Origin of the sequence: Halobacteriovorax sp. YZS-3-1, assembly GCF_047084945.1 — a bacterium.
In the GTDB taxonomy this organism is placed as follows: domain Bacteria; phylum Bdellovibrionota; class Bacteriovoracia; order Bacteriovoracales; family Bacteriovoracaceae; genus Halobacteriovorax_A; species Halobacteriovorax_A vibrionivorans.
In genome coordinates, this window is record NZ_JBKIYI010000001.1 from 448,153 (window position 1) to 461,734 (window position 13,582).

14 protein-coding genes are annotated in these 13,582 nt (G+C 36.8%); 11 read left to right on the forward strand and 3 right to left on the reverse strand.

What is annotated here, in order from left to right:
* Positions 1–48: 48 nt before the first annotated feature.
* Positions 49–501 (forward strand): hypothetical protein, encoded by a 453-nt coding sequence (locus ACMAZI_RS02265; protein WP_412473875.1) that lies wholly within the window; start codon positions 49–51, stop codon positions 499–501.
* On the opposite strand, the gene ACMAZI_RS02270 is transcribed toward ACMAZI_RS02265, so the two are convergent.
* Entirely contained in the window at positions 461–1,462 is a 1,002-nt protein-coding gene (locus ACMAZI_RS02270; RefSeq protein WP_412473874.1) for a tRNA dihydrouridine synthase, read from the reverse strand. The genes ACMAZI_RS02265 and ACMAZI_RS02270 overlap by 41 nt on opposite strands.
* Before the next feature lie 82 nt (positions 1,463–1,544).
* On the opposite strand from ACMAZI_RS02270, the gene ACMAZI_RS02275 reads away from it, so the two are divergent.
* The 6 genes from ACMAZI_RS02275 to ACMAZI_RS02300 all read left to right on the forward strand — a co-directional run bounded on the left by ACMAZI_RS02275 (position 1,545) and on the right by ACMAZI_RS02300 (position 6,802).
* Positions 1,545–1,958 carry an NUDIX domain-containing protein gene (locus tag ACMAZI_RS02275; RefSeq protein ID WP_412473873.1) on the forward strand — a complete coding sequence of 138 codons (414 nt, stop codon included), beginning with the start codon at positions 1,545–1,547 and terminating at the stop codon, positions 1,956–1,958.
* The gene (locus tag ACMAZI_RS02280) at positions 1,951–2,727 is read left to right on the forward strand and encodes a hypothetical protein (protein WP_114705802.1); all 777 of its coding nucleotides are present in this window, start codon (positions 1,951–1,953) and stop codon (positions 2,725–2,727) included. Before ACMAZI_RS02275 ends, ACMAZI_RS02280 begins: the two co-directional genes overlap by 8 nt.
* Positions 2,724–3,203, forward strand: a complete 480-nt coding sequence (locus ACMAZI_RS02285) for a hypothetical protein (protein ID WP_120405548.1) — start codon at positions 2,724–2,726, stop codon at positions 3,201–3,203. Before ACMAZI_RS02280 ends, ACMAZI_RS02285 begins: the two co-directional genes overlap by 4 nt.
* Positions 3,204–3,405: 202 nt before the next feature.
* On the forward strand, positions 3,406–4,752 hold the full coding sequence (locus tag ACMAZI_RS02290; RefSeq protein ID WP_114705800.1) for a hemolysin family protein: 1,347 nt from the start codon (positions 3,406–3,408) through the stop codon (positions 4,750–4,752).
* 107 nt (positions 4,753–4,859) lie between these two features.
* Positions 4,860–5,864: an NAD(P)/FAD-dependent oxidoreductase gene (locus ACMAZI_RS02295; protein WP_233500233.1), complete on the forward strand. Its 1,005-nt coding sequence runs from the start codon at positions 4,860–4,862 to the stop codon at positions 5,862–5,864.
* Between the two features lie 239 nt (positions 5,865–6,103).
* Positions 6,104–6,802, forward strand: a complete 699-nt coding sequence (locus tag ACMAZI_RS02300; RefSeq protein WP_334677893.1) for a hypothetical protein — start codon at positions 6,104–6,106, stop codon at positions 6,800–6,802.
* On the opposite strand, the gene ACMAZI_RS02305 is transcribed toward ACMAZI_RS02300, so the two are convergent.
* On the reverse strand, positions 6,780–7,088 hold the full coding sequence (locus ACMAZI_RS02305) for a 2Fe-2S iron-sulfur cluster binding domain-containing protein (protein WP_114705797.1): 309 nt from the start codon (positions 7,086–7,088) through the stop codon (positions 6,780–6,782). The two genes, ACMAZI_RS02300 and ACMAZI_RS02305, sit on opposite strands and share 23 nt — an antisense overlap.
* 115 nt (positions 7,089–7,203) lie before the next feature.
* Here ACMAZI_RS02305 and ACMAZI_RS02310 point away from each other — a divergent pair, with 115 nt between their 5' ends.
* The 4 genes from ACMAZI_RS02310 (at position 7,204) to ung (ending at position 12,636) form a co-directional block, all read left to right on the forward strand.
* Complete coding sequence (locus tag ACMAZI_RS02310; protein WP_114705796.1) at positions 7,204–8,310, forward strand: Glu/Leu/Phe/Val dehydrogenase dimerization domain-containing protein; 1,107 nt, start codon at positions 7,204–7,206, stop codon at positions 8,308–8,310.
* Between the two features lie 251 nt (positions 8,311–8,561).
* On the forward strand, positions 8,562–9,653 hold the full coding sequence (locus ACMAZI_RS02315) for a hypothetical protein (protein WP_412473872.1): 1,092 nt from the start codon (positions 8,562–8,564) through the stop codon (positions 9,651–9,653).
* 116 nt (positions 9,654–9,769) lie between these two features.
* Entirely contained in the window at positions 9,770–11,947 is a 2,178-nt protein-coding gene (locus ACMAZI_RS02320) for a thiamine pyrophosphate-dependent enzyme (protein ID WP_412473871.1), read from the forward strand.
* Positions 11,948–11,964: 17 nt separating this feature from the next.
* A complete protein-coding gene (gene ung / locus ACMAZI_RS02325) occupies positions 11,965–12,636 on the forward strand; it encodes a uracil-DNA glycosylase (RefSeq protein WP_114705793.1) in 672 nt (223 codons plus the stop codon).
* Here ung and ACMAZI_RS02330 read toward each other — a convergent pair.
* On the reverse strand, positions 12,571–13,530 hold the full coding sequence (locus ACMAZI_RS02330; protein WP_412473870.1) for a ComEC/Rec2 family competence protein: 960 nt from the start codon (positions 13,528–13,530) through the stop codon (positions 12,571–12,573). The two genes, ung and ACMAZI_RS02330, sit on opposite strands and share 66 nt — an antisense overlap.
* Positions 13,531–13,582 lie beyond the last annotated feature (52 nt).

Genomic DNA, 13,582 nt, shown 5'->3' on the forward strand with positions numbered 1-13,582 from the left:
TAGTAAGAGGGCACCCAATAGGGTGCCTTTTTATTTTGGAGAAAAGTAATGAAGATGAAATTAGGCATTCGCTACTACATTTTTTTTATTCCCACTTTTGTTATTTTCTTTATTGCTTCGGCCGTCCTTAATTTTTCAACAGAAGAGTATATTTGTTTCTTTACAGCAATGGCCTTTGCAGGACTTTATTGTCATCCAGATCGAGTCTCATATTTTGAAGGGCGAACAAATCGTTTTAACTTTGCCAATGCTGTTATGAGCTTCTTTTTGAATTTAGAAAAACGGTTTCCAGATAATGCGTGGGGAAATTTTTTTGTAAGACAAATACCAGGCTTTCTTTTCTTTCTACTTGTATCTTTAACAGGAGTGTCAATTCAAGGTTGGCTAGTTTATTTTGGCGGAGTCATTCTATTTGAGATAACGTTCTTTTTCTATTCTAAAAGTGTTTTAAATTATGTTGCTAAGAATAGCGATGAACAAATTGAACAAGATGATCTTTAAATTCACGAAGTTCTTGTGATCTCAAAAACTTACCTCTAATTAATTCAAAGTTCTCATAATCATCAAAGAGATAGCGACAAAATGCTTTGAATCTCTTAAGTATTGTCGATTCTGGATAGCCAAACTTTCGGTATTCTTTTTCTAATTCATAGAAGTAGAGATCAAGATTTTGAGCTCTTAACTTTAAGAGAAATTCTTCACTGATAAAGTCTGCACGCCCTTGATATTCTTTATAAATTGAAGCAAGCCATGGCGTCTTTAAGGCACTTCGACCACACATAATCGCATAAGGGTCACATTGGTCATAAATGCGATCAATATCTTCAATTGTCCAGATATCACCATTGGCAATGATTGGAAGAGATGAGTGCTTAACAGCTTTTTCAATATAGCTCCAATCGGCAACACCTTTATAAAGCTGATCGCGGGTTCTCGCATGGATTGTAATGCCATCAACACCACAATCTTCAAAAAGGTTTAAGAGGTCAAAGAAGAGCGAATCATCGCGATAGCCAATTCGAATCTTAACCGTGAAGACATTTTGAAATGATTCACGAATATCTCTTATGATTTTTTCAAGGGCCTTAAGGTCAGATAGAAGATAGGCTCCCCCTTTATTGGAGTTGACCTTCTTTGAAGGGCATCCAAGATTTAAGTCGATATGGTGATAATTGAGTTCACTAATTAAATTAATGGCCTGCTTCGTTTGTGCAATTTCTGAGGTTAGAAATTGATAGGCCGTCTTAATACTATGAGACTTCTTTTTTAAATATTCTTCACCGTAGTGTTTTACTAGTGTCTTTGTATGAACATTACCAACCGATGGAATTCGATAAAAATCTGTTGAATAATAATCCCAGTCACCAAATGTCCTTTGAATGGCCTCGCGATAAGGGCCATCTGTTACACCTTCCATCGGCGCAAAGATCATAGAATGTTTATCAAAAGGTAGTTTTCTCACTGAGCTTCTTATAAACAATCCGCTTATAAAAAGCTAGCACAGCTCTTTAACATTTCAATATTTTTAGGGTAGATATAATCTTATGGAAATATCAATAGTTATACCTTATCGCATAGAAGAAGATGGAATTGTTCTCTTTGGACAAAAACGCCAAGAAGATGGCCCACTGGATGGAAAGTTTGAATTTCCTGGAGGCAAGATTGAAGATGGTGAGTCATGTGAGGAGGCTGCTCGTCGAGAATTTTTAGAAGAGGTAGGCTGTGAATTAAATAAAATTTGCCTTTTTACCCATCTAAGCTTCAAGTACCCCGATCGAAGTGTCTTTCTCTATGTCTATGTTACTGATTATATTGAAAGTATGAACCTTATTGCGCAAAAGATATCTTTTGAAAACGCTCAAAATGAGGTAGAAGAGCTTAATATTCCAGATGCAAATAAAACAATAATTATGCGCTTAGTAGAACATTTCTTACGAGAGAGTAAATATAATGAGTAATACATTTGAAATCGCAAAGTACTTTTTCTTGGCCGCAGGCTTTGGAGTATTTGCTTTTGCACCTGTTGCGAACTCAAAGATGACTGGTGGGGGTTTTCAAAAGCTTCTTTCGACAACATGTTTAGTTAGTTTATTCTTTGCAGCTATCACTCATATAATAACGGGTCACAGTGCAACTGATCTTGAAGCAATTCTTATTTATATAAGTACGATTTCAATCCTCTTTCATCATCAATTACACAATCACTATGATGAGAAGAATACGGCACTATGGATTCTTTATGCTATCCCAACTCTTTTAGGCTTTATTGTTCTTTATTTATTTCAAGAAAAGAATTTATTAAATTACTTATATGTCGCTTCGTCAGTCTATTACTTAGGTGCAATTACATATGCTATGATTTTAGGTCACTGGTATCTTGTAACGCCAAAGCTTTCAGAGCTTCCTCTTAAAAGGGCCACTCTGGCGATGTGGGCACTCATTGGGATTAAACTTATTTGGACGGCCGTTGAACACACAAAGCTTGGGCCTTATTTAACAGAAGGGACACAACTTGGCGGCGGTTATGCCTTTAATTGGTTAATGGTTATTATGCGTGATATCTGGGGATACCTAGTTATCTTTGCAATGAGTATATTTGGTTGGAAACTTGTTTGCATGAGAAGTACACAAAGTGCTACAGGTGTTTTCTATGCCATGACGATTTTTATCTTCATTGGTGAAATTATTGCAATTTATTTATTTTATACATATGGATTACTACTATGATGGAAATTACTTTAACTTGTAAAGAATGTGGCTCAGGGGTTTCATTTCATCCAAATAAGGATGTAAGTGAAGTTGAATGTCAGATCTGTCATACAAAAACTGAAGTTCATATGAACGAAGATCACGAAAAAGGCATCTTAAAAGACTGTCCTTGTTGCAAGCGTAAAGACTTTTATAAGCAAAAAGACTTTAATCGAAAAGTGGGTGTAACCCTATTTGTAATTGCCGCTCTCTTAACACTTTATATGGCCACAACTCAATATGCTCCATATTCAGTGGCCCCTTTTATTATTTTATATATTTTTGACTTCGCTCTTTTTAAGCGTCTTCCGCCTGTGGTTATCTGCTATAAGTGCCAGACGATCTTTAGAAAAGTCAGTAATATCAGTGAGATATATGACTTTAATCACGAGATGAATGACCGAATTGTGTACTCGGATCACGACTTCAAGGGTGAGCAGCTAGATCATCACTAGTGAAGAAATAAACCTATATCCTTGAAATTTATAGAGTTATGATGTATTGAATCACATCAGGAATACTGATAAAATATTAACTATTGAACAGGGTGAGATAATCTCTCTATGCCCGTAACAAGGATACATTTTATAGAACCTCCGCTTTATTGTTGTTTCTTAAAAAACTCCAACTCCATTTCGTTTAAACTAGGACAAGGCAATGACTGATGTTAGTAGCCTTGAAATTGTCTCACTAATCGTTTGCTTTATTGGCTCAGGTTTTTTCTCTGGCTCTGAAGCCGTGTTGCTATCAATTCCTCATGACCGAGCAAGCCAGCTTATTCAAGAAGGTGGAGCAAAGGGACGTGCCATTGCATTTATGATTGATCGTCCAAGTGAGATTCTTACAACGATTCTTGTAGGGAATAACGTCGTTAATATTTTTGCTTCATCTCTTACAACAGTTCTAGCAACTCGTCTCTTTGCCGATGATGCCATAGGAATTGCTGTTGGTGCCACGACGTTTATCATTTTAATCTTTGGTGAAATTATTCCAAAAACTTTTGCTCGTACACACGCTGAAAGTATGTCTTTTTTCGTAATTCGAGTTCTTCAAATTTTCTACTATCTTCTTTATCCTGTGATTAAGATTATGGTGTGGTTAATCCATACTGTTCTTGGTGAAAATGCTCAACTTACAGGTCGAATTGTAACAAAAGATGATCTTGAGTTTATGATTCAAAAAGCAGAAAAAGAAAATACGATTGATCACAAGCAAATTGATCTTTTTAACTCGATCTTAGAGTTTCCTAAGATTAAGGTTAAGGATATTATGATTCCTCGTAGGGAAATCAAAACAATTCAAGTTAGTAGCTCTTACAAAGAAGTTATTAGTGAAATTGAGGAATCGATTCACTCTCGTTATCCAGTATGTGATGGTGAAGTTGATAATATTGAAGGCTTCCTTCACGTTAAGGAACTTGCATTCATCAAGAAGGATCAGCGCGATAATTTCACATTATCTGAACACTTAAGAGAGCCATTCTTTGTCTACGAGCATATGAAGATACAGGCCGTATTTGATCATATGAATCGCAAGAAAGTTCACATGGCACTTGTTAAAGATGAGAACGGTTTAATCGTTGGTATTATTACTCTTGAAGATATTATTGAAGAGATACTTGGAGAAATCCAAGATGAGCACGATGATGATATCGATCAGATTACAAAAGAATACGAACAAAATGATCTTATCGACGGTGTGGATATTGATGGGGCCACTAACTTAAGAGATCTTGATCATGACTATGATATTAAGATTCCACTTAATGATAATTATTCAACTCTAGCAGGTTTCCTACTTGATATGCTTGGTAATAACTTCCCTGAATCTGGTCAGATTATTATCTGGGAAGGTTATAGTTTTGAACTAATTGAAGTTTTTGATTATGAGATCAAGCAGGTCAAAATCAAAGATGTCGATGGTGAAAAGCATTTCTTCTCTAAGAAAGAAGCCAAAGAAGCAGTCGACTCAGGTGAGGATCTTGTCGATATTCCAGTAAAGTAACTATCTAATTTCATCATATAGTTAATATATCTTTATATAGAGGGAATCTATTAGATTCCCTCTTTTTGTTAGTCTATACTTATTGAGAAACATAGATGGAGAAAATTATGTCTAGCGAAAAATTTGATATTGCAGTAATTGGTGGCGGGGCCGCAGGAATGATGGCCACACTAAGAGGTGTATTAAATAACGATAAAGTTGTGATGTTTCCAGGTTCTCCTCGCGATAAGAAGCGTTCACGTGAGAAGTGGGTCTATAAGGTTGAGAATATGCCTGGTACACATAAGTATAAAAAAGGGATCGAAGAACCTAATAAGGAAACTCTTGAGTGGATTCAAGAGTCTGAATTTAAAGATAATCTCACTTTCGTAAAAGGAAAAGGTGTCACAGAGGTCACAAAAAATGATGATGGCTCTTTTAAGCTCATTGATAGTGATGGAAGTGAGTATGAAGCAAGCTATGTGGTCCTTTGTACTGGGATCATGGATGTTCAGCCTCATTTTAACGACAGCATTAAACCAATTCTTCCTTTTGCTAATGCACAAACAGTAGACTACTGCTTAAGATGTGATGGACACCATGTCTATGATAAGCACACATCGATTATAGGGCACACTTCAGGGGCCGTGTGGGTTGCTGTGATGCTCAAGGAGAGGTACAACACTCCTTCGATGTCGATCCTTACAAATGGAGAGACTCCTGACTTTAGCGATGAAGTTAAAACTCTAATCAAAGCTTATAATATTGAAGTTTTCACGGAAAAAATTGTGGATGTACTTGGAGATCGTAAAGAAGGACAGGTTCAAGGTTATAAATTTGCAAGTGGGCGAACTTTAGAGTCAGCGTTTTCTTTTGTTTCCCTCGGGACTATCGTTTATAATGAATTAGCAAAGGCCATTGGCGCAGAAGTTGATGAACGTGGCTACGTTCTAGGCAATGAAAAAGGTGAAACGAATATTGAAAATTTCTATGTTGCCGGTGACCTGAGGGCCAATAAGAAGAAACAAATTTATACAGCATGGGATATGGCCGTTGATTCTCTAGATGATATTAACGCCAAAATTCGCCGCAAGAAGAGGGCAGCATTATTAACATCAAAAGGTTTAGCTTAGTTCTTATATTTACTCTGATAACTTCTGTCTTTAGGACAGAAGTTGTCTGGGCCTTAAATAAAACAACTCATTATAAGAGTCTCTATCAATCAAAACCAAAATTATCTAAAAAAGAAATTGCAAAGCTAAGAGAGCTTACAGTCGTTTTCTTACCAGGAATTCTATCTCAATCAGCAATAAAGAAATCAGGTCAAATTTTAAACCTATCCTATTTTGTAGGTGATTACTTTAGTGATTATATGGAGTTATTAGAAGAGCACAAGATTCCTTTTAAAAGAATTATTGTGGAATCAGAGGCACCGGTTAAAGAGAATGCACGCTTCATTAAATCAAAGTTAGATAAGATTAAAGGGCCACTACTTATTATAAGTCACTCTAAAGGTGGTCTTGAATTTCTAGAAGTTTTAATAAACCATCCAGAAGTGAAAGATCGCGTAGTGGGTTGGGTGACAATGCAATCTCCGTTTCGTGGATCAGTTCTTGCTGATTACTTTATTGATGGAACAGTGACGAAAACGTTAATTGGCTGGGCCTTCTACCTTCTTGGTGGTGACATTAGTGGAATGCAGTCTGTAGGTACGGCCGAAAGAAAAAAGTATATGAATGAGCATCGAGAAGAAGTCATGAAGGCTCTAGGCGATGTTAATTTTTTACAATTCATTACCTTTATTGATGCTCAAGATGGACGAGAGTCTCTTTTAGAATCAAGCCGTAATTATATTTATAATCGTGTCGGTCGAAATGATGGAATGGTGGATATTCAATCTGCTCTTTTTAAGGATGAACAATATATTATCGTTAATGATGTTGATCATCTGATTACTGTCTTAGATCAAGAACGATTAGATTTTTATAAAGATGGAAATAAGTCTTGGGACTTTGATCGTATTAAGCACTTTCGTGCTTTAATTCAACTTATTTTAGAGAAGAAAATTTAATATCACCTAGAACCTTAGCTCGACAGGCCATTCTAATTTTACCTTCTTCAACTTCTGGATGCTCACCAGCTATTGCATCAATTGTGTTTTGCTCAATGATACCTGGTTTTTTCATGTTTTCTTTACCCTCAATGATCTGTATACGACATGAGCCACAAGAGCCACTCAAGCATCCATGAGGTAAAGTCTTGCCTTGATCTTGAAGTGCGTCAAAGATACTTTGATTTTCATCGATCGTAAATTCAGTACTTTGCCCATTCTCATCGATTAGTGACGCTTTGTGCATACAGTTTTTATCCTTGAAAGTTTATTGTTCTTTTCACTATTGTAGCACTATTTTAAGCAATTTAAATTGCCATGAAATTTCGGGTAATTATTGCAATCAATTAAGGAGATTAAGCATGCCTAGTTTTGAGAGACTATACAAAGATGGACACGAAGAAGTTATCTTTTTCAGTGACCCAAGTTGTAACCTAAAGGCAATCGTTGCGATTCATAACACAGTTTTAGGACCAGCTCTTGGTGGAACTAGAATGTGGCCATATAATTCAGAAGAAGAAGCAATCAATGATGTATTAAGACTTTCAAAAGGGATGACTTATAAAGCAGCTGTTTCTGGTCTAAACCTTGGTGGTGGAAAGGCCGTAATTATTGGTGATCCAGAAAAGGATAAGTCAGAAGCTCTTTTCCGTTCATACGGACGTTTCCTAGAGTCTTTAAATGGACGTTATATTACAGCAGAAGATGTAAATATTGGTGTTGATGATATTGAGCACGTATTTACTGAAACAAATAATGTAGCAGGTGTTGCTGAAATTCATGGTGGTTCAGGTAACCCTTCTCCATGGACAGCTCGCGGTGTTTTCAGAGGTATCGAAGCAGCTTGTATGAAAGTTTACGGAGACCGTTCACCAAAAGGTAAAGTTGTTGCGCTTCAAGGTGCTGGATCAGTTGGTCGCTACCTAGGTGAGTACTTATACAATGAAGGTGCAGAAGTTTACGTTTGTGATATCAATGAAAAGAACCTTGAACTTTTCAAAGAAAAAGTTCCAAATGCAAAGGTTGTAGGAATTGATGAAATCTACGATGTGAAGATGGATATCTATGCTCCATGTGCACTTGGTGCAACTATCAATGATGAAACGATTGAGCGTCTAAATTGTAAGATCGTTGCTGGTGCTGCAAATAACCAACTTGCAGAAAATCGTCACGGAAAAATCCTTAAAGAAAAAGGAATCCTATACGCTCCAGATTACCTAATCAATGCTGGTGGTCTAATGAACGTTTCAATTGAATTTGAAGGTTGGTCAGAAGATAAGGCAATCAGAATGGTTGATACAATCTATGATACAACTATGAAGATTTTCGAAATTTCTGAAGAACAAGATATTCCAGTTTATCAAGCTACTGATATCCTTGCAGAATCAAGAATTGAATCAATTAAGAATATCCAAGGGAAGTTCCTAGGTCACGTAGGACACCGTTTTCCAGGTAGAAAGAAGCGCTAGCGTCATTGACTGGCTAAGGCCAGTCTATTGGACGCTACGCTAGCTCCCATTGCAATGAAATAAAGAAATATATTCAACAAGCCTGCATTTATGCAGGCTTTGTTGCCTCAGGAGCAATGGGAAAGCTATTGAAATGAGAATCGATAGATATTTTTCGATATAAGGGCCCGTTTTTACGGGCCTTTTTTGTTTATGTCGGCATCTTGTGCCACGAGTTAATATTAAGGTCTTCTTAAGGTAAAATTAACTCCGTGAAGAAGTTGATTTTATTACTCCTATTAATTCACTCAAGTATTTATGCAATACAATTTGAGGATGCTGTCTTTCCAGAGATTGTCACTTCATCTCGTGCCCTTGCCATGGGAAATGCATTTATTGCAAAAGTAGATGATGCATCCGCTGCTTTCTATAACCCAGCAGGTCTTGGAACATATCGTGGAAAACACTTCCACCTTTCAAATTTTCAATTTGAAACCAATAAGGGCTGGATGGAGACTCTCTTTGGTGGAGATGTAACTGGTAACGCCGGTGATATTTTTGATGCACTATCGCTTGAGGGTGCAAGAAAACTTCTCAATCAAAATAAGGGAACAGTTTCACATAGTCGTTTCCAAATGATGCCAAACTTCTCAACTCGCTATTTCTCTATGGGATATGTCTATGCTGTTCAACAACGAGCTTTTATTGGTGATCAAGCTGGTGACCAATTTGAATATGCACAAAGAACTGATCACGGTCCATACGCAGCTTTTAACTTTTCACTCTTTGGTGGAATCGTAAAAATAGGTGCTACCGCAACTTATTTATTTAGAAAGGAAGCAATCGGGACAGCTGATCCAGCGGTTGCACTAGATCTACCTGATACGGCCTACAACCAAGGTAAAATGTTATTTTTTACTACTGGTTTTCGCTTAACTCTTCCATACACATTTCTCCCAACTCTTGCCATCACTTCACATAATACAGGTGGTACAAGTTTTGAGCAGACCGGAGGTCCAGCAGCACCAGTTGATATCAAACAAACTTTTGACTTAGGACTTTCTCTTACACCTCAAATAGGTAGAACGATGCGTGTTCACATGGAATTAAATTATAAAGATGCGCTAGGTGAGTACTCGAATGTCGACACTATTAGAAAACTTGGACTTGGTTTAGAGTTTGATTTACGTCGTATTTTCTATTTCCGTTTAGGTTACGGTGACGGTTTTGGTTCCGGAGGAATTGGGATTAGAACGCGAAAAATGGAGTTTGATCTCTCAACTTATGCTGTTGATACAACAGATTCAGACTTCAGAGGACAGGTCGATCGCCGATATGTGCTAGGAATCTCTAGTGGTTTTTAAAGTTAATCTTCTAAATACCTGAAATTTGTCAAAACTTATATTCTATTTTAATGCACAGCATGTGCACCTTTTGCACTAAAATTGGTAAGCTAGCCCCACTTAAAAAGGGGCGTTAAATGCTTGATAAAACTGCAAAAGGATCAACTGTGGGATCTAACAAATTAGATAAGAAAAAAGAGATTATTAAAAAGTACAATCTTTCAAAAGAGGATCTAACTTGGATGCTTCGTAATGTTTTCGTTTCAAGAAAGCTAGACGATGCTGAGATCACAATGAAGAAACAATCAACAGCTTTCTTCCAAATCTCTGGAGCGGGACACGAAGGTGTTTTAACAGCTCTTGCAAAAGTTCTAAAGCCAGCTCACGATTGGTTTATTCCTTACTACCGAGATAGAGCACTATGTACAGGTCTTGGTGTAACTCCATATGAAATGCTTTGCCAAGCAAATGGTAACATCGGAGATACAGCAACTCATGGCCGACAGATGCCAGCTCACTGGGGGAATGTAAAACTAAATATCGTTCAAAAGTCTTCATGTACTGGAACTCAATTTCTACAGGCATGTGGTGTTGCTGAAGCAGGACTTGCTCTTAAAGAATTAAAAGAAAAGCATAATTACGATACATCAAAATTCTTAGTTGAAGATGCTGAAGTTGTTTATACTTCATGTGGTGATGGAACGATTGCTCAAGGTGAGTTCTGGGAAGGTCTAACAACAGCTTGTGCTAATAAACTTCCTGTTCTTTTCCACGTTGAAGATAATGGTTATGCCATTTCAACAATTACTTCTAAGCAAACTCCAGGTGGATCAATCTCTAAAGCTCTAGATGAATTTCCTGGTTTAAAGATTATTGAATGTGACGGTAATTGTCCTATTGAATCTTATAAGGCCGCTGAAAAAGCAGCAAAGCATATTAGAGAAGGAAAGGCGCCAGTTCTTCTTCACTCTCATGTAACTCGTCCATACTCACACTCTCTTTCTGATGATCAGTCAATGTATCGTACAAAAGATGAGCTTGCTGAAGAAAAGCAAATCGACGTATTTAACTCTTACCCAAAGACTCTTATTGAGCTTGGTGTAATGACTGAGAAAGAAGTTAACGATCTTCTTGAAGAAGTAACGATTGATGTAAGACGTGCAATGAAAGAAGCTGTTGATACTGAATGGCCAGCTCCTGAATCTGCACTTGATCACTTATATTCTCACGATGTTGATCCAACTTCATCGGATTTTGAAACTGAAGGTTCATTTGAAGGAAAAACAGATATTCCAATGGCATCAGCAATTAATGCTGTTCTTCGCTCTGAGTTTTCTAAGAACCCACTTCTAAGAATGTTTGGAGAAGACGTTGCCGATTTCTCTGATCTAGAAAAATTAAAAGATCCAGAACTAAAAGGTAAAGGTGGTGTATTTAAGGTATCTTCAGGTGTTCAAAGAGCATCTTTAGAAGGACAAGTATTTAACTCACCACTAGCAGAAGCAAATATCATCGGTCGTGCAATTGGTATGGCAATGAGAGGTCTTAAGCCTGTTGTTGAAATTCAATTCTTCGATTATATCTGGACTGCTTATATGCAACTTAAGAATGAGATGGCGACGACTCGCTACCGTTCAGGTGGAGACTTTAAGTGTCCAATGGTTGTGCGTGTTCCAATCGGTGGATACCTAAGAGGTGGATCGATTTATCACTCACAATGTGGAGAGTCTCTATTCACTCACGTTCCAGGTATTAGAGTTGTCTTCCCATCTAATGCGGCAGACGCTGCTGGTCTTTTAAGAACTGCTATTAGATCAGATGATCCTGTTATGTTCCTAGAGCATAAGCACCTTTACTACCAAGGTTATAATCGTACTGCTGATCCAGGTGAAGAATATATGATTCCATTTGGTAAGGCCCGTGTCGCAAAAGAAGGAGCGGACGCAACTGTTGTTGCTTGGGGTGCATTAGTTCAAAAATCAATTGATGCCGCTAAGAAAGTCGAATCTGAAACTGGTAAGACGATTGAGGTTATTGACCTTAGAACACTTGCTCCATTTGATATGGATTCAATTAAGAAGTCACTTGAAAAAACTAATCGTCTTCTTATTTGTCACGAAGAAACGAAAACTTCAGGCTTTGCTGGTGAAATCGCTGCATGTGTTAACGAAGAATGTTTTGAAGCACTTGATGCTCCAATCCTTCGTGTTGCTGCAAAAGACTCTCACGTTGCATATTGTCCAACTTCAGAAGATTATATTCTTCCACAAGTTTCAGACGTATACGAACAACTTAATAAACTTCTAAGTTATTAAAATAAAGGCCAGCTCTTATGATTGAATTCTTAAATGATAAGAGCTGGCTAACTTACCTTAAAGACGAATTCCAAAAAGATTATATGCGTGAACTTTCTGAATTTTTAAATTCAGAAGATGGTGAAATCTTTCCTAAAAGAGAAGAGTTCTTTTCAGCATTAAATTTAACTCCTCTAGAAAAAGTTAAAGTCGTTATTCTTGGTCAGGATCCATATCACGGTGAAGGGCAGGCCCATGGTTTAAGCTTTTCTGTAAATAAAGGTGTAAAAATTCCACCTTCTCTTAGAAATATCTACAAAGAATTAAATGAAGATCTAGGAGTCGAGGTACCTGAACATGGATTTCTTGAAGAATGGGCAAAGGAAGGCGTTCTGCTACTTAATAATTGTTTAAGTGTTAGAAAAGCACAGGCAGGATCTCATCAAAAAAAAGGGTGGGAGAAGTTTACTGCCAAAATTATTGAAGTGATTAATGAGCAATGTGAAAATGTAGTCTTTATTCTTTGGGGCTCTCCTGCACAAAAGAAGGGCAAGAATATTGATGAGTCTAAGCACTTAGTCCTTAAATCTGTTCACCCATCTCCTCTTTCTTCTTATCGCGGCTTCTTTGGCTCAAAACCATTTTCAAAGGCCAATGCCTATCTCATTGAGAATGATTTGAAGCCCGTCTCTTGGGAAATCACTAATTAGTCCAATAGTAATTAGGGCCAATGAAAAATTTTTAGATTTTCTTGTGTAAATTATTATACCAATTAAGATTAAGAAGTTTACATGGATAAATCCTATACTATTTGCAATATCAAAACAGAATTCAACGAGTTTTGTATAGATTATTATTAATACCTCTGAATAATTCCATATTTTAATGAAGAAGAGATTCAAAAATAGAATGGGATAAACCAAAGTGAATAGACTTGTTAAAAGAGGAGAGAGAATTACTGATGCGGGATAAATAACACCCGAGAACTTATGGGCGATAAAAAGTTGAGCAACAAAAAAGAGTAAGTACATCTTATATACTCGAAAGTCTTTAATTGAAAAAATTAATGCTAGAAATAATGTACTTAAGTAAAAAGAAAGATGGCCAAAGCGGTATGTTCCGAAAAGAAAATCCGTTATAAGAAAAAAGATGAATATCTGCATTTTCGTATAATTTGTTTTTCTAATATCATTTAAAATAAAGAAACTTCTTAATAGGGCAACTCTTCGAAAAGAGTAATATCCTGGTAGAAAGAAATAAAAGATAAAACACATCACAAGCTCTATGAATTGAGTTGGTCTCTTAAACCTCCTTCTGATTAAAAAGAAAATTAGAAATAAAGAAGAGAGATGAAGTCCGGATGGTGTCATCAAGTGCATAAGATTTAAATGTGACAGCCGCTTTTTTAATTTTTTATCAAGGCCCCATTTCTGACCAGTTATAACTGAGCGATAGAAGTAGAAATTCTTCTTTTCTTTAAATGACTTCTTTATTTTGCTTGGAAGCTTAATTTTGGGCGCAGGGCGGTATTTCCTGTAATTAAATTGATTAGTTAGTGGATTGATAAAGAGAAATGCAGCTAGAAAGATAATATTGAAACGCATTGCAGCTTTATATGGAAGAAATCTCTAAATATCAGCTGAAACTCATCTTTTG